This is a genomic window from Methylobacterium sp. Leaf117, assembly GCF_001422985.1.
Taxonomy (GTDB): Bacteria; Pseudomonadota; Alphaproteobacteria; order Rhizobiales; family Beijerinckiaceae; genus Methylobacterium.
The window spans coordinates 237746-261750 of record NZ_LMNL01000037.1; the positions used below are offsets into that span (position 1 = coordinate 237746).

General features: G+C 72.1%; 18 protein-coding genes. 11 read left to right on the plus strand and 7 right to left on the minus strand.

The annotated features are described in order from the left end of the window. Nucleotides 1-18: 18 nt before the first annotated feature. Complete coding sequence (locus tag ASF57_RS21390; RefSeq protein WP_156376262.1) at nt 19-1347, minus strand: hypothetical protein; 1329 nt, start codon at nt 1345-1347, stop codon at nt 19-21. 246 nt (nt 1348-1593) lie between these two features. Then, complete coding sequence (gene cobF / locus ASF57_RS21395; protein WP_056487145.1) at nt 1594-2364, minus strand: precorrin-6A synthase (deacetylating); 771 nt, start codon at nt 2362-2364, stop codon at nt 1594-1596. A 243-nt stretch (nt 2365-2607) separates the two neighbouring features. Here cobF and ASF57_RS21400 point away from each other — a divergent pair, with 243 nt between their 5' ends. The 7 genes from ASF57_RS21400 (at nt 2608) to ASF57_RS21430 (ending at nt 12607) form a co-directional block, all read left to right on the plus strand. After that, nucleotides 2608-3090 (plus strand): hypothetical protein, encoded by a 483-nt coding sequence (locus ASF57_RS21400; RefSeq protein ID WP_210166832.1) that lies wholly within the window; start codon nt 2608-2610, stop codon nt 3088-3090. Nucleotides 3091-3197: 107 nt separating this feature from the next. Further along, entirely contained in the window at nt 3198-5033 is a 1836-nt protein-coding gene (locus ASF57_RS21405; protein ID WP_056487151.1) for an HlyD family efflux transporter periplasmic adaptor subunit, read from the plus strand. A 7-nt stretch (nt 5034-5040) separates the two neighbouring features. Next, nucleotides 5041-8208, plus strand: a complete 3168-nt coding sequence (locus ASF57_RS21410; protein ID WP_056487154.1) for an efflux RND transporter permease subunit — start codon at nt 5041-5043, stop codon at nt 8206-8208. Nucleotides 8209-8227: 19 nt separating this feature from the next. After that, nucleotides 8228-8701 carry a DUF305 domain-containing protein gene (locus ASF57_RS21415; RefSeq protein ID WP_056487157.1) on the plus strand — a complete coding sequence of 158 codons (474 nt, stop codon included), beginning with the start codon at nt 8228-8230 and terminating at the stop codon, nt 8699-8701. A 105-nt stretch (nt 8702-8806) separates the two neighbouring features. Then, a complete protein-coding gene (locus tag ASF57_RS21420) occupies nt 8807-9325 on the plus strand; it encodes a (2Fe-2S)-binding protein (protein WP_056487160.1) in 519 nt (172 codons plus the stop codon). Beyond that, nucleotides 9322-10383, plus strand: a complete 1062-nt coding sequence (locus ASF57_RS21425; protein WP_056487163.1) for a xanthine dehydrogenase family protein subunit M — start codon at nt 9322-9324, stop codon at nt 10381-10383. Before ASF57_RS21420 ends, ASF57_RS21425 begins: the two co-directional genes overlap by 4 nt. Then, nucleotides 10376-12607 carry a xanthine dehydrogenase family protein molybdopterin-binding subunit gene (locus ASF57_RS21430; protein ID WP_056487166.1) on the plus strand — a complete coding sequence of 744 codons (2232 nt, stop codon included), beginning with the start codon at nt 10376-10378 and terminating at the stop codon, nt 12605-12607. Before ASF57_RS21425 ends, ASF57_RS21430 begins: the two co-directional genes overlap by 8 nt. 51 nt (nt 12608-12658) lie before the next feature. Here the strand turns inward: ASF57_RS21430 and ASF57_RS21435 are convergent, their stop codons facing one another. The 3 genes from ASF57_RS21435 to serA form a co-directional block, all read right to left on the minus strand. Further along, on the minus strand, nt 12659-13372 hold the full coding sequence (locus ASF57_RS21435; protein ID WP_056487169.1) for an anti-sigma factor: 714 nt from the start codon (nt 13370-13372) through the stop codon (nt 12659-12661). Beyond that, on the minus strand, nt 13369-13950 hold the full coding sequence (locus ASF57_RS21440) for a sigma-70 family RNA polymerase sigma factor (protein ID WP_056487508.1): 582 nt from the start codon (nt 13948-13950) through the stop codon (nt 13369-13371). The genes ASF57_RS21435 and ASF57_RS21440 overlap by 4 nt, the downstream gene beginning before the upstream one ends. A gap of 206 nt (nt 13951-14156) precedes the next feature. Beyond that, nucleotides 14157-15404 carry a phosphoglycerate dehydrogenase gene (serA, locus tag ASF57_RS21445; protein WP_056184929.1) on the minus strand — a complete coding sequence of 416 codons (1248 nt, stop codon included), beginning with the start codon at nt 15402-15404 and terminating at the stop codon, nt 14157-14159. Between the two features lie 279 nt (nt 15405-15683). Here serA and ASF57_RS21450 point away from each other — a divergent pair, with 279 nt between their 5' ends. From ASF57_RS21450 to ASF57_RS21465, 4 genes are all read left to right on the plus strand, one after another. Further along, complete coding sequence (locus ASF57_RS21450) at nt 15684-17087, plus strand: FAD-binding oxidoreductase (protein ID WP_056487511.1); 1404 nt, start codon at nt 15684-15686, stop codon at nt 17085-17087. A 93-nt stretch (nt 17088-17180) separates the two neighbouring features. Beyond that, on the plus strand, nt 17181-18155 hold the full coding sequence (locus ASF57_RS21455; RefSeq protein ID WP_056184932.1) for a S1C family serine protease: 975 nt from the start codon (nt 17181-17183) through the stop codon (nt 18153-18155). A 31-nt stretch (nt 18156-18186) separates the two neighbouring features. Continuing rightward, nucleotides 18187-19617: a methylenetetrahydrofolate--tRNA-(uracil(54)-C(5))-methyltransferase (FADH(2)-oxidizing) TrmFO gene (gene trmFO, locus ASF57_RS21460; RefSeq protein ID WP_056184935.1), complete on the plus strand. Its 1431-nt coding sequence runs from the start codon at nt 18187-18189 to the stop codon at nt 19615-19617. A 474-nt stretch (nt 19618-20091) separates the two neighbouring features. Next, entirely contained in the window at nt 20092-21432 is a 1341-nt protein-coding gene (locus ASF57_RS21465; protein WP_056487172.1) for an MFS transporter, read from the plus strand. Here ASF57_RS21465 and ASF57_RS21470 read toward each other — a convergent pair. Then, nucleotides 21413-21943, minus strand: a complete 531-nt coding sequence (locus ASF57_RS21470) for a GNAT family N-acetyltransferase (protein WP_056181316.1) — start codon at nt 21941-21943, stop codon at nt 21413-21415. The genes ASF57_RS21465 and ASF57_RS21470 overlap by 20 nt on opposite strands. A gap of 215 nt (nt 21944-22158) precedes the next feature. Next, nucleotides 22159-23877, minus strand: coding sequence for an L-lactate permease (locus tag ASF57_RS21475; RefSeq protein ID WP_056181313.1), 1719 nt, complete (start codon nt 23875-23877; stop codon nt 22159-22161). Between the last annotated feature and the right edge of the window lie 128 nt (nt 23878-24005).

The following is a 24005-nucleotide window of genomic DNA, read 5'->3' on the forward strand; positions in this document are numbered from 1 at the left end:
CGCAGGCCTCCTGCCGGTTCAGCGGGGCAGGGCCGCGGCCTCCCGCGCCGGGCGGACACCCTGGCTGGCCAGCGCCCGTACGGCGCCCCCTGCCCCGGGTCGCGCCAGGGCCTCGGCGTAGGCGGCGATCAGACCGGCGCAGTCGCGCGGCAGGCGTGCCGCCGGGGCGGGACCGGCTTCGCGACCGCCCGGCCCGGCCTGCCGCGCGGCCCGGGCCAGGAGGGTCCGCACGGCATCGGCCGGCGGACGATCCGGGCTCAGGCTCGGAGCCGACAGGACGTCCTGCAAAGCCAGAAGATCGCCCGTCCCACCGATGGCGAGGCAGGCGTCTGGATCGGCATCGCGACCGGCTTCCGGACCGGCATCAGGACCCACTTGGCGCATGGCCCGCAGGACGAGTCCGCCCAGTTCGGTCCAGGTCGCCGCATCGGCGCCCTGCAGGACCTGCCGGATCGCGCGCGCCGCCCGGGCGCGCAGGCGATCCAGGGCCTCGCCCTCGGAGATCCCGGCCCGGTAGCCGTCGAGGTAGCCGGAGGCCAGGGCGGACAGGATCTCGTCCCGCCCGGCCAGCGCCTCCAGCAGGGGCAGCGCCCGCAGAACCGCCGCCCGGGCGCCGGCGAGGCTCGGGTCGTCGTCGAGGGTGGAATCGGGGAAGCGGTCGGTGTCGACGAGTTCGGTGGCGACCCGGGCCCGGACCAGGCGCGCGGGATCGGGAATCCACAGGCTGTCGGAGGCGACGCTGAGGGCCTCGGCGGCGAAGGACGGGTCGACGCCCGCCGCCACGTAGGCCGCCCGCTCGACCGCGGCATCGGCCTGCACGACCTGGCCGAACAGGCCGGGATCGTAGGGCGCATGAAAGCCGAGGCGCCCGTCGGTCACCAGGGCGCGGGTGGTGCCGCGCACGAAGGCGAGGGTGCAGGCCGAGACGCAGTAATCCGGCACGTAGGTGGAAAGCCCCCGCGCCGCGATCAGGTCGCCGATCGCCGAAGCCTCCGCGACGAGGCCGCCCTCGCTGGTGAGATGGATGCGCGTCACCGCGGGATGAGCCGCCAGGAGCGCGGCGAGGCGGTCGGCCGCGCCCTCCCCGATCTCGCCGGCGAACCGGATGTCGCGTCCGTGCGGGCCGAGCGCGATCCGGGCCGGCGGAGCCGGCGCCTGGGTGTGAAGCTGGTGCTCCAGGCGAAGGGACAGGGCCGCATAGGCACCGCCGAGGGCCGGGAGCGCGCCCGCGGCTGAAAGGGCGCCGCAGGCGGCGGCCGCCAGGACCATCGTGCCGCAGATCGTGCCCCATGGCCGGGCGCGACGCCCGAGTCCCGATCCGGCCGCCCGAACCCCGTCCGCTGCCATGCGCAAGCCCTCCCGAACCCGCCCCACGACAGTCATCGTGGTGGCGCGATCGGCCTATTATTGACTCCGCGAAGTCTCTCGCAAACACCCTGCCAGTCCTCGGGCCGACACGGTGAGCATCGAAGCCAGGACGAAGGGATTTTTATTGATGTGTCCCGGCGGTCACGGGGGACGATCCCCCATCGATCGGGGAAGGAGCCGGACTTTCCTTCCGGATGCCGGTCACTTATGCCGCAGGCCGCTCCCTCAGGTTCGGTCGCGTGCGACCGGCGCGCGCAGCAGGTAGGTGTCCATGATCCAGCCGTGGCGGGCCCGGGCGGCCTCGCGGACGGCGCCGATCTCGGCCGCCACGTCGCCGAGGCGGCCCGAGACCAGGATCTCGTCGGCGCTGCCGAGGAAGGCGCCCCAGTAGATGGTCAGGTCCGGGTCGAGATGGTCGAAGCGGGGGCGCCCGTCGAGCATCACCACGGTGGTGTCGGCACCCTCTCCCAGGCCGCCGGCGATCTGCCGGCCGGTGGTGATGGTGATCGGGGCGCCGATGCGGTTGAGCGGGATACGGTGGCTCGCCGCCAGCGCCTGCACGCTGGTGATGCCCGGAATCACCCGGACCTCCAGGGCCAGGTGGCCGCGCGCCAGGATGCGGTCGATGATGCGCAGCGTGCTGTCGTACAGGGAGGGATCGCCCCAGACCAGGATGGCGCCGCAGCCCTCTGCATCGAGTTCCGTGGCGATCATCCCCTCGTAGAGCGCGGCCCGCGCCGCGTGCCAGGCCTCGACGGTCGCGCCGTAATCGGACGGGTTGCGGTCCCGCTCCGGGTCCTGCGCCTCGACGAAGCGGTAGGGCCTGTCCGTGAGATAGCGGGCGCAGATCTCCCGCCGCAGGTCCACGAGGTCGGCCTTCTGGCGGCCCTTGTCGAGAGCGAAGACCACGTCGGCGGTGTTGAGGGCGCGGATGGCCTGGATCGTCATGTGCTCGGGATTGCCGGTGCCGATCCCGATCACCAGGAGAGTTCTCATCGCGCCGTCCTCCGCTGCCGAGGCGTCCTCCGCACCCGCCCGCGCCGAGGCCCGGGCCGCCCGCTTAGAGCATGCGGCCGCGAAGGGAAACCGATCGCGCGAGAAACGTCGTGTGTTCCCAGTCCCTTAGGGTACGCCCGGGATGCCCCCGCAGGTGGGCGAGCACGCCCCGCGCCAAAACCGCCCTGTCGCCGTCGCCGCCCGCATGCTAACAATGGGGTCGAGATGACCTGCATCCGGCACATGGCACTCTGGCTCGCGGCCACGATCGTTCTGATCGCGGTCGGCCTCATGCCGTCCGGCGCCCAGGCCCATGCTGGCATGGGCCACGCCGGCCAAGCCCATGCTGGCATGGGCCACGCCGACCAAGCTCATGCTGGTCACGCGCGCGGCGGCGCGGCCCCCCTCCCCCCGGCCGCTTCGGCGCAGGCCCGGATCGGCGACGCCGAGGCCCGGATACTTCTGCCCGTGGCCGCGATCCGGACGGCCGTGATGCCGACGGCCACGCCGGTCCGGGCGCTCAGTGCCGGCGCCTGCGACGGCGCCTGCTCCAATGCCGGCTGTCGCCTGCCCAGTTCCTGCTGCACCAGCGCCGGGCTCACGCCGGACAGCATCGACGCGGCCGGACCACGCGGCCCCAGCGAGCGCACTTTGGCGCGCGCCCTCCCCGCCCGGACGGACGTCATCCCGGAAGCCGTTCCCGAACCGCCCAGATTCCACGCCTGACGCTGCCCCGCGTCCGATCGGCGCTCGAGGTCCCCGGCGGACCTTGAGGCCGGGACGCGGTTCCGTCTTCCCCGGCGAAAGAATCCTGGTCGAAAGAACCCTGGTCCATGTCCCGTTCCATCGCGGCCGCCCTGCGCGTGCCCGCCCTTCTGTGCGCCCTCCTCCTGCTGATCCTGCCCGGCCCCGCCATCGCCCATGAGGGCCATGATCACGGCGCTGAGGCCGCCCCGGTCCCGGCCGCGGCCCTTCCGCGGGCGGAGAGCGTCTCCGAGCGCTTCGAACTCGTCGTCGTGGTGCAGGGCACCGACCTCGTGCTCTATGTCGATGCCCTGGCGACCAACGCCCCGGTCGCGGAAGCGACCGTCGCCGTCATGACGCCGGAGGGGAGGCGCAAAGCCGTCGCAGCCGCGCCGGGGACCTACCGGCTCGCGGCCCCCTGGCTGGCCTCCGAGCCGCACCACGACCTCGTGGTCGGGGTCTCGTCCGAGGGCCGCACCGACGTCCTCAACCTCGATCTCGACCTGCCCGCGCCGGCCGGTCCCCCCGCGGCGGGCATACCCGCGGCGTTCGGCCCCAAAGCGTCCGACTTAAAGATGTCCGACCCAAAGGCGTCCGGCCCCACGGCTGCCGCGATGGCCCTGGCGGGCCGCCTCGCCGGGCAGCACCCGGCCGCCCTCGCGGCCGGCGGCTTCCTGGCGTGGCTCGGAATATCCCTCGGTCTCGGCGTCTTCGCCCTGGCGCGCCGCCGCCGCTCCGGACAGATCCTCGCGGTTCTCGTCGCCGTTCTCTTCGCCGTTCTCTTCGCAGCGCTCCTCGCGGGCGCGGCGGCCCTGGTTCTGGTCCCGGTCGGCACGGCCCTCGCGCATGAGGGTCATGCCGAGGGGCCTGAGACGGACACGCCCGTCACGCCGGCCATGCTGAGCGGCGGCGTCCTGATGGAGCGCGCGCGGCGCCTGCCCGACGGCTCGGTCTTCGTGCCGAAATCGCTCCAGCGCCTGCTGGCGCTGCGCACCGGCCTCACGGCCGAGCGATCCGTCACGCGCAGCGCCGAACTGCCGGGGCGGATCATCCCCGACCCCAATGCCAGCGGCGTGGCGCAATCCTCGGTCGGCGGCCGCCTGGCACCGCCCGAGAGCGGCTTTCCCCGCCTCGGCACGCGGGTGAAGCGCGGGGACGTGCTCGCCACCGTGACCCCGCCGGTCCAGGCGGTGGACGTCTCCGACATGCGCCAGCGCCAGGGCGAACTCGACCAGCAGATCGCCATCCTGGAGCGGCGCGTGACCCGCTTCGAGCGGCTCTCCACCACCGGCGCGGTGGCGCAGACCCAGCTCGACGATGCCCGCTCGGAACTCGGCGGCCTGCGCGACCGCCGTGCCGCCCTCGACGCCGTCCGGCGCGAGCCGGAAGCTCTGGTGGCGCCGGTCGACGGCATCATCGCCGAGACCAATGCGGTGGCGGGCGCCATGGCGGCGCCCGGCACGGTGGTCTACCGCATCGTCGATCCGGCCAGGCTCTGGGTCGAGGCCCTGAGCTTCGAAGCTTTGGCCGAGGGCAGCCGGGCCACGGCGCGGCTGGGGGACGGCGGCACCCTGCAGCTCGCCTATCGGGGCACGGGCCTGGCCGACCGCAACCAGGCGGTGCCCGTGCAATTCGCTGTCGAGGGAGACGGGAAGGGCGACATCAAGAGCTTGCGCCTCGGCCAGTTCGTCACCGTGCTGGCGCCCGTCGGCAGCGCCCGCCCCGGCCTGCCGGTGGCGCGCTCCGGCATCGTGCGGGCCGAGGGCGGCAGCCTCGTCTACGAGCACGTCAGCGCCGAACGCTTCCTGGGCCGCCCGGTGCGGGTGGCGCCGCTGGATGCCGACCGGATGCTGGTGGAGGACGGGATCACGGCCGGGCGCCGGGTCGTCGTCCAGGGCGCCGAACTTCTCGACCAGATCCGCTGAGGCCCCGATGTTCGAGACCATCGTCGCGCAGTCCCTGCGCAACCGCCTGCTCGTGGTGGCGCTCGCCGCCGCCCTGGTGCTGACCGGGCTCCTGGCCCTGACCCGCCTGCCCGTCGACGTGCTGCCCGACCTCAACCGCCCCACCGTGACGGTGATGACGGAGGCCGAGGGGCTCGCCCCCCCGGAGGTGGAGCAGCGCGTCACCTACCCGATCGAGACCCGGATGAACGGGCTTCCCGGCGTCACCCGGGTGCGCTCGGTCTCGGGCATCGGCCTGTCCATCGTCACGGTGGAGTTCGCCTGGGACGCCGACCTCTACCGCGCCCGCCAGTTCGTGGCCGAGCGCCTCGCGCTGGCCCGCACCGAACTGCCCGCCAACGTGATGCCCCAGATGGGGCCGGTCTCGTCGATCATGGGCGGCATCCTGCTGGTGGCGGTGACCTCCGAGACCGCGACGCCGATGCAGCTGCGCGAGACCGCCGACTTCACCCTCCGGCCCCGGCTCCTGTCGATCCCGGGCGTGGCCCAGGTCATTCCCATCGGCGGCGAGGTACGCCAGTTCCGGGTGGCGCCGAACCCCGCCGCCATGCGGGCGCTGGGCGTCACCCACGCGGCGATGACCCAGGCGCTGGAGGGCTTCGGCACCAATGCGGGCGGCGGCTTCACCGATGCGGGTGCCCGCGAGGTGCTGATCCGCGCCATCGGCCGGACCATCGACCTCGACGACCTTCGCAACCTCGTGGTGGCCACGCCCGCAGGGCCGGTCTACCTGCGCCAGGTAGCGGAGGTGGATTTCGCTCCCCGGCCCCGGCGCGGCGATGGCGGCTACATGGGCAAACCCGCCGTCATCGTCTCGGTGGAGAAGCAACCGGGGGTCGATACCGTGCGGCTGACCCGGACCGTGGAGGCGGCGCTCGCCGACCTCGCCCCCAGCCTGCCGCCCGGCATCGCGGCGCAGAAGATCCTGTTCCGGCAAGCGGATTTCATCGAGACCTCCCTGCACAACGTGGTGCAGGTGCTGCTCGAAGCGGTCGCGGTGGTCGCCGTGGTGCTGTTCGCCTTCCTGATGAACGCCCGCACCACCCTGATCTCGCTCACCGCGATCCCGGTCTCGATCCTCGCCACGGCGGCGATCTTCTCCGCCCTCGGGCTCTCCATCAACACGATGACCCTCGGTGGGCTGGCCATCGCCATCGGCGAACTCGTCGACGACGCGGTGGTGGATGTGGAGAACATCCTGCGGCGCCTGCGCGAGAACCGACAGGACGGCGCGCCGCGCTCGTCCTTCGCGGTGATCGTGGCGGCCTCCAACGAGGTCCGCTCCGGCATCGTCTACGCCACCGCGATCATCTGCCTCGTCTTCGTGCCGCTCTTCGCCCTGTCGGGCATCGAGGGCCGGCTCTTCGCGCCGCTGGGGCAGGCCTACATCATCGCGATCCTGTCGAGCCTTCTCGTCTCGCTCACCCTGACACCCGCCCTCGCCTCCTGGCTGCTCCCTGGCCTGAAGACCCTGGAGGCGCCGGAGGGCCGGCTGATCCGCTGGCTGAAAGCCGGCAACGGGCGGCTGGTGGCCTTCGCCTTCGGCCACCAGCGCACCGTGATGGCGGCGGCCGTGATCGGCGTCGGCGCGGCGGCCTATGCCGCCACCACCCTGCCGCGGGCCTTCCTGCCCCCGTTCAACGAGGGCTCGTTCACCGTCAACCTCGCCTTCACGCCGGGCATCTCGCTCGCCGAATCGAGCCGGATCGGCGCCATCGCCGAAGGTCTCGTCCTCGACATCCCGGAGGTGGACCGGGTCGGGCGCCGCACCGGCCGGGCCGAACTCGACGAGCATGCCGAGGGCGTCCACTCCACCGACCTGGAGATCGGGATCAGGACCGGGAATCAGGCGGGGAATCAGGCGAGGAATCAGGCCCGCGGGCGATCGCGCGAGGCCGTCGTGGCGGAGCTGCGGGCCCGCCTCGGAGTGCTGCCGGTCTCGGTCAATGTCGGCCAGCCGATCTCGCACCGCCTCGACCACATGCTGTCCGGCGTCCGGGCCGAGATCGCCCTCAAGCTGTTCGGCGAGGACCTCGACGGCCTGCGCCGCACGGCCGAAGCCCTCAAGAGCGCGTTCGAGACGATCCCCGGCATCACCGATCTCGCCATCGAGAAGCAGGTCCGCATCCCGCAGCTCGAGGTCCGGGTCGATTCCGGACGGGCCGCCCTCTATGGCGTCGCCCCCGGCGCCGTGGTCGAGGCGGTGAGCCGCCTCGCCAACGGCCGGGTGGTCTCCACCCTGGTGGACGGCCTGCGCCGCTACGACGTCACCCTGCGCCTGCCGGAATCCGGCCGCTCGGTGGCGGCCCTGCGCGAACTCCTGATCGAGACGCCCACCGGCTGGGTCCCGGCCCACGCGCTGGCCGACATCGCCGAGCGCGACGGCCCCAACCAGATCCTTCGCGAGAACGGGCGGCGCAGGCTGGTGATCCAGGCCAACACCCGGGCCGGCGCCGACGGCGCGGCCGTGGCCGCCGCCATGGCGGAGATCCTGGCGCGGACCACCCTGCCCCAGGGCATCACCCCGAGCCTGGAGGGCGCGTTCCAGGCGCAGGGGGAGGCGACCCGCACCATCGGGCTCCTCAGCCTCGTCTCGCTGGCCCTGGTCTTCGCCCTGCTGGCGAGCCGCTACCGCTCCGGCGTGCTGGCCCTCATCGTCATGGGCAACGTGCCCCTGGCGCTGATCGGCAGCGTCGCGGCCCTGTTCGTCGCGGGGCTGCCCCTGTCGGTCGCCTCGATGATCGGCTTCGTGACGCTCACCGGCATCGTCGCCCGCAACGGCATCCTGAAGATCAGCCACATCCTCAATCTCGGGCTGAGCGAGGGCCTGCCCTTCGGCCCGGCCCTGGTGCTGCGGGCCAGCAACGAGCGGCTGGTGCCGGTGCTGATGACGGCGCTGGCGGCCGGCATCGCCCTGGTGCCGCTGCTGGTCGACGGCACGGCCCCCGGCAAGGAGATCCTCCATCCCGTCGCCGTGACGATCTTCGGCGGCCTGTTCAGCGCCACCCTGCTCGACGCGGCGCTCACCCCCGTCCTCGTCCTGCGCTTCGGCCGGGGCGCCTTCGCGCGGCTGCAGGCGGCGCAGGCCCCGGCTCCCCACCCCGCCCCGGGCGCCCCCGCCCCGTCCCTCTTCTGAATCCCCGGAGACGAACCCCATGAAGACCGCGACTGCCGTCCTCGCCGCCCTCGCCCTCCTCGCCCTGGCGGGCACCGCCCCGGCCCACGAGGATCATCATCACGACGACGGGCACGACCACGCCCACGGCACGCCGGGCCACGCCCACCCGGCAAAGCCGGCCGGCGCGGTTAAGGCCGGGGCCAAGGCCGGGACTGGGGTCTCGCCCTCCACCAAGGCGTTCCAGGACGCCGCCATGCGGATGCACGGCGACATGGAGATCCGCTATTCCGGCGACGTCGACCGCGACTTCGCCGCCGGCATGATTCCGCATCATGCCGGCGCCATCGCCATGGCCCGGGTCGCCCTGCAATACTCCAAGGATCCGGAAGTGCGCGCGCTGGCCGAGAGCATCGTCAAGGCCCAGGACACCGAGATCGCGCAGATGCAGGCGATCCTGAAGCGCAAGGAGACCGAGAGCAAAGAGGCTCAGGGGAAGCCGGCCCCGCGCTGACAGCGCCTCCCTTGACCACGCTCGCCTGACCACGCCCCCTGGTCGGGAACCCCGGCGGTTCTATCTGGATCGGTTCCAGACAGGCCACGGCGGAGACAGCCCGGCATGAGCTTTCCCATCACGCTGACCGTGAACGGCACGGCCCGCAGCATCGTCCTGGAGGATGCGCGGGTCACCCTCCTCGATCTGCTGCGCGAGCGCCTCGACCTCACCGGGGCCAAGAAGGGCTGCGACCGGGGCCAGTGCGGGGCCTGCACCATCCTGATCGACGGGGTGCGGGTGAATTCCTGCCTGGCGCTGGCCGTCAGCCACGACGGTGCGGCGATCACCACCATCGAGGGATTGGCGCAGAACGAGGCCCTGCATCCCGTCCAGGCCGCCTTCCTGGAGCATGACGGCTTCCAGTGCGGCTTCTGCACGCCGGGCCAGATCCTCAGTGCGGTCGGCCTGATCCAGGAGGGCCAGACCGGGGGCGACCCCGAGCGGGTGCGCGAGGGCATGAGCGGGAATCTCTGCCGCTGCGGCGCCTATGCGGGCATCACGCAAGCCGTGCTGATGGCCCACGCGCAGATGACAGGGCCGGACGTCCTGCCCGGCCGCCAGATCGCGGAGGATGCGGCGTGAAGGCCTTCGACTATCTCCGCCCGTCCAGCATCGCCGAGGCGGTCGCGGCCGCCGGCCGGCCCGGTGCCGCCTACCTCGCCGCCGGCACCAACCTCGTCGACCTGATGAAGGGCGGCGTCACCCGCCCCGACACCCTCGTGGACATCACCCGGCTGCCCGGCCTCGACCGGATCGAGCGCCGCGCCAACGGCACGACACGGATCGGCGCCCTGGTGCGCAACGCCACCCTGGCGCACGATCCGGTCATCGCCCGGCGCTACCCGGCGCTCGCCGAAGCCCTGCTCTCGGGGGCCTCGGGCCAGCTCCGCAACGCCGCCACCACCGCCGGCAACGTGCTGCAGCGGACCCGCTGCGCGTATTTCACCGACACCGCCAGCGCCTGCAACAAGCGCGACCCCGGCACCGGCTGCGACGCGCAGGGCGGCGTCACCCGTGCCCACGCGGTGCTCGGCTGGAGCCAGCACTGCATCGCCACCCACCCGTCGGATTTCTGCGTGCCGCTGGCCGCCCTCGACGCCGTCGTGGAGATCGAGGGGCCGGCCGGTCCCCGCAGCGTGCCCCTGGACGCGTTCCACCGCCTGCCGGGCGACCACCCGGAGCGCGAGACGGTGCTGGAGCCCGGCGACCTCGTCGTCGCCGTCACCCTGCCGGCAGAGGCCGAAACCTTCGCCGGCCACAGCCGCTACCTCAAGGTCCGCGAGCGCACCTCCTATGCCTTCGCGGTGGTGTCGGCGGCCGTCGGCCTGCGCCTCGACGGGGACCGGATCGCGGAAGGCCGCATCGCCCTCGGCAGCGTCGCCCTGAAGCCCTGGCGCGCCCGCGAGGCGGAACACCTGCTCGCCGGCGCGGCCCCCACGCCCGAGATTTTCGCCAGGGCGGCCGAGGCCGCTCTGGCCGACGCCAAACCCTCGGGCGACAACGCCTACAAGATCGAGCTTGCCCGCCGCATCGTCGTGCGCGCCCTCACCCTGGCCGTTGCCGGCACCCCGGACCGCGTGCCCGCGCTCCCGGCCAGTCCCTTCGCCACCCCTTCGGCCGGAGTCTCCGCCCATGCCTGAGCGTCAGCGCCACGGCGCCTCCATCGGCCAGCCGCTCACCCGGCGCGACGGCCCCGACAAGGTCACGGGTGCGGCCCGCTACAGCGCGGATTTCAAGCCCGAGGGCTTGGCCCACGCGGTGATGGCGGTGAGTTCGATCGCGCGCGGGCGGGTCACGCATCGCGACATCGCGGCGGCGCAGGCCCATCCCGGCGTGATCGCCGTGATGACGCCGGAGAACGCGCCGGCGCTCGCCAAGTCGCCGGACCAGAAGGACAATCCGTTCACCTTCCGCCTCGACCTGCTGCAGAACGACGGCGTGCGCTACGCCAACCAGCCCATCGCGGTGGTGATCGCCGAGACGCTGGAAGCGGCCACCGAGGGTGCCGCCCTGCTGGCGCCCCGCTACGAGGCGGAGCCGGTCAGCGTCACCCTCGGAGCCGGCGAGATCTTCAGCCCCGACACCATCGGGGCCGGCTCGGCCACCGACGAGGGGTCCGGCGATCTGGCCGCCGGCCTGGCGGCGGCGGAGACGCGGATCGCGGCCACCTACGACACGGCGGCGCAGTATCACAACGCCCTCGAACCCCATTCCTGCGTGGCGGAATGGGACGGCGACCGCCTGACCCTCCACACCCCGACCCAGGCCCTCTGGATCGCCAAGGGCCGGATCGCCGACCTGTTCGGCATCCCGCCGGAGAACATCCAAGTGGTCTGCCACTATCTCGGCGGCGGCTTCGGCTCGAAGGGCTTCATCGCCGCGCCGCAGATCCTCGGGATCATGGCGGCCAAGATGGTGGGACGCCCGGTCAAGCTGGTGACGCGGCGCGAGCAGATGTTCGGCCCGGTCGGCCACCGCGCCGCCACCCGCCAGACCCTGAGGCTCGGCGCATCGCGGAACGGGACGCTCACGGCCCTCGACCACCACACCCTGACCCTGACGAGCCGGCACGACGACTTCGTCGAGCCCTCCGGCATCCTCTCGCGCCACCTCTACGCGGCGGGCGCGATCGCGACCACGCACGCGGTCTCCCGGGCCGATATCGGCACCCCGATCTTCATGCGGGCTCCCGGCGAAGCCTCGGGCAGCGTCGCGGTGGAGAGCGCGCTGGACGAGCTGGCGCTCGAACTCGACCTCGATCCGCTCGAGATTCGCCTGCGTAACTACGCCGAGGTCGAGCCGATCACCCATCGGCCGTTCTCCTCGAAGGCGCTGCGCGAATGCTACGCCCAAGGCGCGGCGCGCTTCGGCTGGGCCGCGCGCCCGCGCCAGCCGCGCCAGATGCGCGACGCCGACGGGCTGCTGGTGGGCTGGGGGCTCGGCACCGCCACCTACCCGGCCGGGATGATGCAGGGCGAGGCCCGGGCCACGATCCGGGCCGATGGCACGGCCCTGATCGAGACCGCCGCCCAGGACATGGGCCAGGGTGCCTGGACGGTGCTGGCGCAGATCGGCGCCGACGGTCTCGGACTGCCCATCGCCCAGGTCGAGCTGCGCATCGGCGACTCGAACCTGCCGAACGGCGGGCTGGCGGGCGGCTCCACCGGCACCGCCACGGGCGGCACGGCGGTCCACAACGCCGCGCAGGCGGCGATCGCCGAACTCGCGGACCTGGCCGTCAACGACCCGGCCTCGCCCCTCTACGGCGCCGGCAATGCCGGCGTCACCGCCCGCGACGGACGCCTCGCCCGCAACGACGACCCCGCCCGCTCGGAAGCCTTTTCCGAAATCCTGGGCCGAGCCGGCAAGGCCTCGGTCGAGGCCAAGGGCCAGGGCGCGGGCGACCCCGCCTCGCGAAAAGCCTACGCAATGCACGCGCACGGGGCGGTCTACGCGGAGGTGAAGGTCGATCCGGACTTGGGCCAGATCCGGGTGACGCGCCTCGTCGGCGCCTTCGCGGCCGGGCGCATCGTCAACCCGCACCTCGTGCGCAGCCAGTATTACGGCGGCATGATCTGGGGCGTGTCCCTGGCCCTGCACGAGCACGCGGTGCTCGATCCGCGCTCGGGCCGGGTGATGAACGGGAACCTGGCCGAGTACCACATCCCGGTGAATGCCGACGTGCCCGCGATGGAGGCGATCCTGGTGGAGGAACACGATCCGCACGTGAACCCGCTGGGCATCAAGGGGGTCGGCGAGATCGGCATCACCGGCACCGCCGGCGCCATCGCCAACGCGGTCTGGCACGCCACCGGCGTGCGGGTGCGCGACATCCCGATCACCCTGGACAAGCTGCTGGGGTGAGGCCGGGCGACCGGTCCCTCCGGGTCGCCGGCGCCGCCTCGCGGATCAGGCCTATTCGCGAATCAGCTTGCCCGAATACACCACCGGCCCGGTCGGGAGACCGGTGGGAGAGCCCCCCTCCGGCTCGACCGAGACCGCGAAGGTGCCGCCCGCCAGGGCGTCGGCCTTGGCCGGCAGAATCAGGCCCTTCGCGTCCGATCCGACGAGCCCGAGGGTCTTCGGGGGTTCTCCCGCGCCGACATACCAGAGTTCGAGGCTGTGCCCCGCGGGCGCCTGCGCGCCGACCGGGCGTACGCGAGCGGTCCCGGCCCGGGTGTCGATGCTGACAAGGAGCGCGGGGGCCTCGCCGCCGCTGTTGACCACGGCGATGTAGCGCCCGTCCCCATCGCCCGGGCGCGGCTCGCCCACGGCGATGAACAGGGCCAGCCCGGCCGCCAGGGCGGCCGCCGTGCCGGCGGCGAGGCGCCAGCGCCACACCGCGCCCTGCAGGGCGCCGATGCGGTCGTCGTTTGCGGCGGCGGCGCGGTGTCCCGCCCCATCGCCGGCCACGGCCCGGGCGATCGCCGGCCACACCTCCGGCCCCGGCGGAACCTCGGGCGCCGCGAGGGCGAGGGGCGCCAGGCGACGCTCCCAAGCCTCCCGCGCCGCCCGGGCGGTCGGGTCGACCGCGAGTTCGAGGTCCACCGCGGCCCGTTCGGCCGGCGGCAGGGTGCCGAGCACGTACTCGGCGAGGCGCAGGTCGCGCTCGTCCGGATCGGGGGTCATGCGACACCGTCCAGGCAGCCGCGCAGGGTCGCGAGACCGCGATGCAGCCAAGTCTTGATGGTGCTCACGGGCCGGTCGTAGCGCAGGGCGAGGTCCTCGCGGGACTGGCCCTCGCAATAGGCCAGCACGATGCAGTCGCGGTGCATCGCCTCGAGCCGGCCGAGACAGGCCCGCAGGGCATCGCGTCCCAGGATCGTGCCCTCGCTGTCGTGGGGATCGACCAGACGCTCCACCCAATCCTCCCCGTCCTCGGTGACCGGCCCCTGGACCTCCTGGCGCCGCCGCACCCCGTCGATGGCGCGGTTGCGCGCGATGGAGCACAGCCAGGCCAGGGGTCGCCCGGCCGCCGGGCTGTAGGAGGCGGCCTTCTGCCAGACCCGCAGATACACCTCCTGCAGCACGTCCTCGGCCATGCCGCGATCGGTCTGGATACGCAGGATCACCCCCAAAAGTTTCGGCGCCGTCCGATCATAGAGGGTCCGCAGGGCGGTTGCGTCGCGCCGGGCGATATCGGCGATCAGGTCCGCGAGGGCGACGTCGGTGCGCGAGGGATCGTCCGCGACGGCACCATCACGCAGGGGGCTGGCACGCAACGGCTGGGCATCCTCTTCCCGGGCGCGGGTTGTCCCCTGCACGACGGCGCGGCCTCGGATCGATTCGGTGCGATCCGCACAATCGCGCCCGCATCAGTTAATCGAGGTCGGCGCCGCGCGCCACCGGACGCCGTCGCCGACCGCGCGATCGATGGGGATATTCGGTCCGGCCGGGCGAAACGGCCTCGCCGTCAGCGGCGCTCGTAGAGCAGACGCGCCCGGATCGTGCCGTCGAGCGCCCGGATCTCCTCCAGCAGGCTCTCGGCGTCGGCATCGGTCACGTCGGTCTCCACCACCACGTAACCGACCTCGCCGTCGGTCTGGTAGAACTGCGCCGCGATGTTGACCCCGCGCCGGGCGAAGGTGTCGTTGAGGCGCCCCAGCATGCCCGGGATGTTGCGCTGGACGTGGATCAGGCGCGTGCCGGTGGGGCGGGCGGGCAGCTGCACCTGCGGGAAGTTCACGGTGCCCACCGTCGAGCCGATATCGGAATAATCGACGAGCTTGCGCGCCACCTCCGAGCCGATGCGCTCCTGCGCCTCCTCCGTCGAGCCGCCGATATGCGGCGTCAGGATCACGTTGGGCAGGCCCTGGAGCGGGCTGACGAAGCGCTCCTGGTTGGAGCCCGGCTCCACCGGGAACACGTCGACGGCGGCCCCCCGCAGGTGGCCGTCGCGCAGGGCACCGGCCAGGGCGTCGAGATCCACCACGGTGCCGCGGGCGTTGTTGATCAGGAAGGCGCCGGGCTTCATCGCCCGGATCTCGGCCTCGCCGATCATGTTGTGGGTCTCGGGCGTCTCCGGCACGTGGAGGGAGACCACGTCGCTCTGGGCCAGCAGGGTCTCCAGGCTGTCGGTGGGCTCGGTGTTGCCGTGGCGCAGCTTGTCGGTCTGGTCGTAGAACACCACCCGCATGCCCATCGCCTCGGCCAGGGTCGAGAGCTGCGAGCCGATATTGCCGTAGCCGACGATGCCCAGCGTCTTGCCGCGCACCTCCTGCGAGCCCGTGGCCGACTTGTCCCACGCGCCCGCATGGGCGCCCACCGAGCGCGGCACGATCCGGCGCAGCAGCATCACGATCTCGCCGATGACGAGCTCGGCCACCGAGCGGGTGTTGGAGTAGGGCGCGTTGAAGACCGGGATGCCGCGGTGGCGCGCGGCCTCGAGATCGACCTGGTTGGTGCCCACCGAGAAGCAGCCCACCGCCAGCAGGCGCTCGCCATGGGCCAGGGCCGCCGCGTCGAGCTGCGTGCGCGAGCGGATGCCGAGGATGTGGGTGCCCTTCAGGGCCTCGTGCAGGGCCTCGCGGTCCAGGGCCTTGGCCACCCGCACGACGTTGGTGTAGCCGGCGGCGGCGAAGAGCTCGGCGGCGCTGTCGTTGATGCCTTCGAGCAGCAGGACGCGGATCTTGTCCTTCGGGAAGGAGAGTCGTTCGGCCATGGTCGTGTTCTTCTCGGATCTCGCGCCCGTGTCGGGCGGATGGGACGCCGGACCCGTCGGGCCGCGCGACGCGGTCGGGCCCGTGGCGCCAGCGCCCGAATGGGCCGTGTGAGAGGCCAGTTCGCCGGGACGGTCAAGGCCCGGCCTTGAGCATCGGCGGCGATTGTCAGGCCGCCCCCTTGACCCGGGCCGCCGCCGTCGGGATGCCGGGGCGACCCGTTTTCGGACAGGCGGCCCGGCCCGGGCCCCCGCACGAGGAGGCCGCCCATGAGCCTGCTGATGAGCCCGACCACCCTGCCCGCCGATCTCCTCGGCCGGCTGGATTCCTGCCTCGGCCGGGGCGGTCTGCTCACCGCCGCGGACGATCTCGCGCCCTACGCGGTCGATTGGCGGGGCCTGTTCCCGGGCCGGCCGGCGGCGGTGGCGCGCCCCGCCACCACCGCCGAGGTCTCGGCCGTGATGGCGGCCTGCCACGCGGCCGGCGTCGCGGTGGTGCCCCAGGGGGGACATACCGGCCTTGCGGGCGGCGCAACCCCGGACGCCTCCGGCGGCCAGGTGGTGCTCTCGCTCGCCCGCATGAGCGCGATCCGCCAGGTCGATCCCCTCGGCCTCACCCTGGAGGCGGAGGCCGGCTGCATCCTCAAGGTGGCGCAGGACGCGGCGGAGGCGCAGGGCCGGCTCCTGCCCGTCAGCCTCGCGGCGGAGGGCTCGGCCATGCTGGGCGGCATCATCGCCACCAACGCGGGCGGCATCAACGTCGTGCGCTACGGCATGACCCGCAACCTCGTCCTCGGGCTCGAGGTGGTGCTGGCCGACGGGACCGTGGTCGACGGACTGCGCGCCCTGCGCAAGGACAATGCGGGCTACGACTGGAAGCAGCTCTTCATCGGCAGCGAGGGCACGCTGGGCATCGTCACGGCCGCGATCCTGCGCCTCGTGCCGCGCCCGCGCCACACCGCCACGGCGCTCCTGGCGGTGCCGGACCCGGCCGCCGCCCTGCGCCTCCTGCGCGCGGCCCAGGACGCGCTGGGCGACACCATCCAGGCCTTCGAGCTGATCGCGGGCGAGTCCCTGGCGCTGGTGGCCGAGCATGCCGGCCTGGCGAGCCCCATCGCCGCCGCGGACTGGACCGTGCTGATGGAGGCGGGTTCGAGCCTGCCCGGCCTGCGCGAGGCGGTGGAGACGCTGCTGGGCGAGGCCCTGGAGCGGGGCGACGCCACCGACGGGGTGCTGGCCGAATCCGGCCCGCAGGCGGCCGGCCTCTGGGCCCTGCGCGAGTACATCACCGAGGCCGAGGCCCGGGCCGGCAAGAGCGTCAAGCACGACGTCTCGGTGCCGATCCCGGCGATCCCGGACTTCCTGGCGGCGGCGGGCGCGGCGCTGCGTGCGGGCGCGCCCGGCACCCGGCCGAACATCTTCGGCCACATGGGCGACGGCAACATCCACTACAACGTGCTCATCGGCCCCGAGCACGGCCCGGAGGCCATCAACCGCATTGTCCACGACGCGGTGGCGCGATTCGGGGGCAGCATCTCCGCCGAGCACGGCATCGGGCAGTACCGGGTCGACGAACTCGTCCGCCACCGGCGCCCGGAGGAGATGGCGCTGGCCCGCCGGATCAAGCAGGCCCTCGACCCGCAGGGGCTGCTGAATCCCGGAAAGGTGCTGCGCGCCGCGCATTGAGCGGTTGCAACGTCGCTCCAGACTGTCGAAATTCGAGCCGGCGACCTATCTCCGGTCTCATCGACACGACACGACGGCAGGAAAGACGCTCCCATGGCCTCGCCCGGAGACTGGAAGATTCCCGCATCCGCCCAGCCCAAGGCCGCCGATTACGGCTACGACCTCGAGCAGGCGCTCACCGCCATCGTGGCGCTCTCGACGCGGGTGCCGCCGGAGGCCTTCACCGCCGAGACCCTCGGCACCGAGCGAGCCGGCAACGGCGTCGTCATCGGCGAGGACGGCCTCGTCCTCACCATCGGGTACCTGGTGACGGAGGCCGAGTCCGTCTGGCTCACCACCCATGACGGGCGCTCCGTGCCCGGCCACGTGGTCGGCTTCGACGCGGTGACCGGCTTCGGCCTCGTCCAGGCGCTGGGGGACCTCAGGATCAAGCCGCTGAAGCTCGGGCGCTCTGCACCCGTCAAGATCGGCGACCGGGCGGTGATGGCCGGGGTCGGCGGACGCGCGCGCAGCCTCGCGGTCGAGATCGTCGCCCGCCAGGAATTCGCCGGCTACTGGGAATACGTCCTCGACGAGGCCCTGTTCACCGCGCCCTCGCACCCGCACTGGGGCGGCGCCGCGCTGATCGGGCCGGACGGGTCCCTCCTCGGCATCGGCTCGCTGCAATTGCAGCAGGGCAGCACGGCCGGGCCGAAGACCATCAACATGATCGTGCCGATCGACCTGCTGCCGCCGATCCTCGACGACCTCACCACCCGCGGGCGGGTCGACCGGCCGGTGCGCCCCTGGCTCGGCCTCTACGCCAGCGACGGCGAGGAGGCCGTGGTGGTGATGGGGCTCGCCGACGATGGCCCGGCCGAGGCGGCGGACCTGCGCCCGGGCGACGTCATCGTGGCGGTGGCGGGCGAGCCGGTGGCCGACCTCGCGGGCTTCTTCCGTCAGGTCTGGGCGCTCGGCGAGGCCGGGGTGCGGGTGCCCCTGACGATCCAGCGCGACGGCAAGCCGCTCAAGCTCTCGGTGACCTCCTCCGACCGCGAGCGCTTTTTGGCCTCCCCCCAGCTCCATTGATCCGAGGGTCGGGCGGGTCTATCCCGTGGCGATGACGGACAGCGCGGACTCCTTGCCCATCCATATCGTCGGCGGCGGCCTCGCCGGGTCGGAGGCCGCCTGGCAGATCGCCGAGAGCGGCCACGACGTGGTGCTCCACGAGATGCGCCCGGTGCGGGGCACCGAGGCCCATCACGGCTCCGACTTCGCCGAACTGGTGTGCTCGAACTCGTTCCGCTCGGACGACGCCAACGGCAACGCGGTCGGGCTCCTGCACCAGGAGATGCGGACCCTCGGTTCGCTGATCCTGCGCGCGGCCGACGCGCATCAGGTCCCGGCCGGCGGGGCGCTCGCCGTCGACCGCGAGGGGTTCGCCAGGGCCGTCACCGCCGCGATCGAGGCGCATCCGCGCATCACCATCGTGCGCGAGGAGGTCGAAGGCCTGCCGCCCGAGTCCTGGGGCCGCACCATCATCGCCACCGGTCCCCTCACCGCCCCGTCGCTGGCGCAGGGCATCCGCGAACTGACCGGCGCCGAGTCTCTGGCCTTCTTCGACGCGATCGCCCCCATCGTGCACCGCGACTCGATCGACATGGGCAAGGCCTGGTTCCAGTCGCGCTACGACAAGGTCGGGCCCGGCGGCACCGGCGCCGACTACATCAACTGCCCGATGAACCGCGAGCAGTACGACCGGTTCATCCAGGCGCTCGTCGAGGGTGAAAAAATCGGGTTCAAGGAGTGGGAGGCCTCGACCCCCTACTTCGACGGCTGCCTGCCGATCGAGGTCATGGCCGAGCGCGGCCCCGAGACCCTGCGCCACGGCCCGATGAAGCCGGTCGGCCTCACCAACCCGCACGACCCCACCGTGAAGGCCTGCGCCATCGTCCAGCTGCGCCAGGACAACGCGCTCGGCACGCTCTACAACATGGTCGGCTTCCAGACGAAGCTGACCTATTCCGAGCAGGTCCGGGTGTTCCGCACGATTCCCGGCCTCGAGAACGCCGAGTTCGCGCGGCTCGGCGGCCTCCACCGCAACACCTATCTCGACAGCCCCCGCCTCCTCGACGCGACCCTGCGGCTGAGGGCGCGGCCGAGCTTGCGCTTCGCCGGCCAGATCACCGGCTGCGAGGGCTATGTCGAGAGCGCCGCCATCGGGCTGATGGCCGGCCGCTTCGCGGTCGCCGAGGCGCAGGGCCACACCCTCGAACCGCTGCCCGCCACCACGGCACTCGGCGCCCTGATCGGCCACATCACCGGCGGCCACATCGCGGCCGAGGACGTCGGCACCCCGCGCTCGTTCCAGCCGATGAACGTGAATTTCGGCCTGTTCCCGCCCCTCGATCACGCCCCGAAGGGCGAAGGCGGCAAGCGCCTGAAGGGGCCGGAGAAGGCGGTGGCCAAGAAGAAGGCGCTGACCGACCGGGCCCGCGCCGACCTGGCGGCCTGGATGGGACAGGGCGCAGCGCGGATCGCGGCCGAGTAGGACGGGGGGCGGGTGGGTCGACGCCCCGGCAACTCTCAGACTGCCGCGTGCTCCCTGTGGGATGACGAACTTCGCACGTTGCGCGGGAAGGGAGGGTCGCCTCTCCTTTCAGGCAGGGCGATCGCATATGGTGGCGCGTCGTCATTCCGGGGCGCCGCAGGCGAGCCCGGAATCCAGAGCCGCCGATGGTGTAAAGTCTTGCACCCCTTACGTTTCTGGATCCCGGGCTCCGCTGCGCGGCCCCGGGATGACGAAGTTCTGCGCGTGGGCCTCCGACGAGCGAATCGGCATTTGTAGTCGCCCCGCCACTAGGCGGGAGGGCGACGTCGCGGATCCCCCCCGCCCTCTCCCTGCCCGCAACACCCAAACAGCCTTGAATCCGCTATATCCCCCGCCGGCCCTAGCGCTCGCGAAAAAACATGCCCACCCTGGGATGAACGGCCCAGGGCCGGGCGTATCAGGCAAGGACCTCCGATGGCGAGCCATCCGGATCACGACCAGGGCGGCTCCCGGGCCTCTACCGTCCTGCGGGTGACGAGCGGCAACTTCCTGGAGATGTTCGACTTCTTCGCCTTCGGGTTCTACGCCACCGACATCGCCAAGGCGTTCTTCCCGAGCGAGAGCGACGTCGCCGCGCTGATGCTGACCTTCATGACCTTCGGGGCCGGCTTCCTCATGCGGCCCCTCGGAGCCGTGCTGCTCGGGGCCTATGTCGACCGGGTCGGCCGCCGCAAGGGCCTGATCGTCACCCTGTCGATCATGGCCGCGGGCACCATCCTGATCGCCCTGGTGCCCGATTACGCCAGCATCGGCCTCGCGGCGCCGGTCCTGGTGCTGATCGGCCGCCTGCTCCAGGGCTTCTCCGCCGGTGTCGAACTCGGCGGCGTCTCGGTCTACCTCGCCGAACTGGCGCCGCCCGGCCGCCAGGGCTTCTACGTCGCCTGGCAATCGGGCAGCCAGCAGGTGGCGATCATGGCGGCGGCCGCCATCGGCTACGCCCTCAACCGCCTGTTGATGCCGGCCGAGATGGGCGCTTGGGGCTGGCGCATCCCTTTCCTGATCGGCTGCCTCCTGGTGCCGTTCCTGTTCTACATCCGGCGCTCGCTGCAGGAGACCTCCGCCTTCCGCGCCCGCAAGGTCCACCCGCCGGTGGGCGCGGTGCTGCGGACCCTGGCCCGCAACTGGCGGATCGTCGGGCTCGGGATGCTGATGGTGGCCATGACCACGATCGCGTTCTACGCGATCACGGTCTACACGCCGACTTTCGGCAAGAACGTCCTCCGGCTCTCCGACACCGACAGCCTGATCGTCACCTTCTGCGTCGCGGTCTCGAACCTGTTCTGGCTCCCCGTGATGGGGGCGCTCTCCGACCGGATCGGGCGGCGTCCGATCCTGCTGCTGTTCTCGGGGCTGACCCTCGTCACCGCCTACCCGGCGCTGGCCTGGCTCGTGGCGCATCCGAGCTTCGAGACCATGCTGGCGGTGCTGCTGTGGCTGTCCTTCCTCTATGGCGGCTACAACGGCGCCATGGTGGTGGCGCTCACCGAAATCGTGCCGCCGGAGGTGCGCACGGCCGGGTTCTCCCTGGCCTATTCCCTGGCGACCGCGCTGTTCGGCGGGATGACGCCGCTGATCGCCACCTGGCTCATCGCGGAGACGGGCAACAAGGCGGCGCCCGGCCTGTGGCTCGCCCTCGGCGGCGCCTGCGGACTCCTCGCCACGCTCATCATCTATCGCCGGAGGGCGTCGGATCTGCCGGCCCCGGTCACGTCCGCTCCGCTCGCTTCCGCCCCCGTCACGCCGGCGCGAACGTGAAGATCCGGCGTCCGGGCAATTCGCCCGCATCGCCGGTGTCGCGGAATCCGACCTTGCGCAGGAGACCGGCCGAGGCCGCGTTTTCGGGACGGCACTGGGCGATGATGAAGCGATGGGGGAAGCGCTCCCGCAGCAGGCCCACGGCGGCGGTGACCGCCTCGGTGCCGAGCCCCTGCCCCCGGGCCGCGCCACCCACCCAGTAGCCGACCTCGGCGGCATGGTCGCCGCGCAGGTGCAGGCCGATCACCGCCGCGAGGGCGCCGTCCGACCGCAGCCGTGCCCCGAGGAAGCAATCCTTGGTCACCTTGGCCGGGCCGATCAGCCGGCGCGCGTCCTGGAGGGTGAAGGGCGTCGGCAGGAAATCGACCACGCCGGTGATGGCCGGGTCGTCGGTCAGCGCCCGCACGGCCTCGGCATCGGACGGCACCAGCGGCGCGAGCCGCAGCCGGGCCGTCTCGACGGGCTTGAGGTTCGCGAGGCTGTAGCGCGAGGCGAGCTTGCGGAAGAACATGCCCCGGATTTGCGCCCGCGCGGCCCGGGACACAAGCGGCATCGCGCGCCGCCGGGTACCCTCACCGAAAAACCTGCCCCGGATCGTCTCCGGGGCAGGTACCGGCATGGAAAAAACCCGCCCGGACATTTCCGGGGCGGGCACCGGCATGAAAAAAACCCGCCCCGGACATTTCCGGGGCGGGCTCTGTCGTCAGGGTGTCGGGCGGGTGACGCCTAGGGGTGGATCACCATCGCGCTGAAGGGATGCACGTAGGCCTGCAGCATCACCAGGCAGCCGACGAGGCAGGCCAGCACGATCGAGTGCCAGAACACGAAGCGCAGGATCTTGCCCTCCTGGCCGAAATAGCCGGTGGCGGTGGAGGCGACGACGATCGACTGGGCGTCGATCATCTTGCCCATCACGCCGCCCGACGAGTTCGCCGAGGCCATGAGGATGCCCGACAGGCCGAGCTGCTCCGAGGTGATCTTCTGCAGGCCGCCGAAGAGCACGTTCGAGGCCGTGTCCGAACCGGTCAGGGCGACGCCGAGCCAGCCGAGCAGCGTGCCGAAGAACGGGTAGAGGATGCCGGTGCCCGCGAAGGCGAGACCCAGGGTGGCGTCGACGCCGGCGTAGCGGGTGAGCACGCCGAGGGCCAGCATCGCCGCGATGGTGATGAGCGAGTAGCGCAGGACCCAGATCGTCTCGAGGTAGGCCGTCACCAGGCGCCAGGGCGAGAAGCGCATGATCAGGCCGGAGATGATCGCGGCGAAGAGCACGCCGGTGCCGGTGTAGGACATGTAGGTGAAGGAGAAGACGGCCGCTTCCGGGTGCGCCTTGGCCACCACCGGCGGCACCTTCATGATGACGTTGTGCAGGCCCGGGACCTCGTACTTCCAGGTGAAGAGCGGGTTGACGATGCCCTTGAACCAGCCGGTGCCCCAGATCGCCACGATCACCGAGAGGATGATCCACGGAACCCAGGCCATCATGATCTCGCGGGAGGTCGCGGTGCGGCCGCCCAGATCGACCTTCGGCAGGTCGCCGGGCACGGCGGCGCCGAGGGAGACCGGACGGCCCCCGTTGACGTAGCCGATCGACGGGTCGTTGCCGCGCAGCGCCGGGGAGGTCCAGATCTCCTTCGGCTGCCAGACCTTGAGGAAGGCCACCAGGGCGGCCATCGAGATGAGGGAGGCGCCGATGTCGACGATCCAGGGGTTCACGTAGTTCGAGATCAGGAACTGGGCCGCCGCGAACGAACCGCCGCAGACCAGGATCGGCGGCCAGATCTTGATCATGCCGCGGAAGCCCGCGAACACCCAGATCAGCCAGAACGGCACGATGATCGAGAAGAACGGCAGCTGCCGGCCGATCATGGCGCCGAGGATGTAGGGATCGTAGCCCGTCACCGAGGCGAGGCCCTGGATGGGCGCGCCGAGGGCGCCGTAGGCCACCGGCGCCGTGTTGGCGATGAGCGAGAGGCCCGACGCCGCCAGCGGCGAGAAGCCGAGGCCGATCAGGATCGCGCCCGTCACCGCCACCGGGGTGCCGAAGCCGCCCGCGCCCTCGAAGAAGGCGCCGAAGGCGAAGGCCACCAGCAGGAGCTGGATGCGCCGGTCCGTGGTGATGCCCGCCACCGATTGCTGCAGGGTCGCGAACCAGCCCTTCTCCACCGTCAGGCGATAGAGGAAGATGACGTTCAGGATGATCCAGCCGATGGGGAACAGGCCGAGCGCCACGCCGTAGGCGGAGGCGCGGGTGGCCAGATCCGCCGGCATGCCGAACAGGAAGACGGCGACACAGAAGGCCAGCACGAGGGAGAGCACGGCGGCGATATGTGCCTGCACCTTGCCGCTCGCGATCATGCCGAGGAGGGCGATGACCGGCAGCGAGGCCGCCAGGGTCGAGAGCCAGGGACTTCCGAACGGATCGTAGACCTGATTCCAGGTGGTCACTGTGTTCACGGGCGCCGTACTCCTCCAGGGCAGCCCGATCTCCCGCCGGGCCTTGCTTCGTTGCTAGCAGAGCAGTTCGGCGGGCTCAACGCGGTTAATCATGTATTCAGAGGGTGTTGCATGCGGAT

Excerpts from the sequence above, each read along its gene's own strand:
- ASF57_RS21390 (WP_156376262.1), bottom strand. The coding sequence starts at position 1,347 with ATGGCAGCGGACGGGGTTCGGGCGGCCGGATCGGGACTCGGGCGTCGC.
- cobF (WP_056487145.1), bottom strand. The coding sequence starts at position 2,364 with ATGAGAACTCTCCTGGTGATCGGGATCGGCACCGGCAATCCCGAGCAC.
- ASF57_RS21400 (WP_210166832.1), top strand. The coding sequence starts at position 2,608 with ATGGCACTCTGGCTCGCGGCCACGATCGTTCTGATCGCGGTCGGCCTC.
- ASF57_RS21405 (WP_056487151.1), top strand. The coding sequence starts at position 3,198 with ATGTCCCGTTCCATCGCGGCCGCCCTGCGCGTGCCCGCCCTTCTGTGC.
- ASF57_RS21410 (WP_056487154.1), top strand. The coding sequence starts at position 5,041 with ATGTTCGAGACCATCGTCGCGCAGTCCCTGCGCAACCGCCTGCTCGTG.
- ASF57_RS21415 (WP_056487157.1), top strand. The coding sequence starts at position 8,228 with ATGAAGACCGCGACTGCCGTCCTCGCCGCCCTCGCCCTCCTCGCCCTG.
- ASF57_RS21420 (WP_056487160.1), top strand. The coding sequence starts at position 8,807 with ATGAGCTTTCCCATCACGCTGACCGTGAACGGCACGGCCCGCAGCATC.
- ASF57_RS21430 (WP_056487166.1), top strand. The coding sequence starts at position 10,376 with ATGCCTGAGCGTCAGCGCCACGGCGCCTCCATCGGCCAGCCGCTCACC.
- ASF57_RS21435 (WP_056487169.1), bottom strand. The coding sequence starts at position 13,372 with ATGACCCCCGATCCGGACGAGCGCGACCTGCGCCTCGCCGAGTACGTG.
- serA (WP_056184929.1), bottom strand. The coding sequence starts at position 15,404 with ATGGCCGAACGACTCTCCTTCCCGAAGGACAAGATCCGCGTCCTGCTG.
- ASF57_RS21450 (WP_056487511.1), top strand. The coding sequence starts at position 15,684 with ATGAGCCCGACCACCCTGCCCGCCGATCTCCTCGGCCGGCTGGATTCC.
- ASF57_RS21455 (WP_056184932.1), top strand. The coding sequence starts at position 17,181 with ATGGCCTCGCCCGGAGACTGGAAGATTCCCGCATCCGCCCAGCCCAAG.
- trmFO (WP_056184935.1), top strand. The coding sequence starts at position 18,187 with ATGACGGACAGCGCGGACTCCTTGCCCATCCATATCGTCGGCGGCGGC.
- ASF57_RS21465 (WP_056487172.1), top strand. The coding sequence starts at position 20,092 with ATGGCGAGCCATCCGGATCACGACCAGGGCGGCTCCCGGGCCTCTACC.
- ASF57_RS21470 (WP_056181316.1), bottom strand. The coding sequence starts at position 21,943 with ATGTTCTTCCGCAAGCTCGCCTCGCGCTACAGCCTCGCGAACCTCAAG.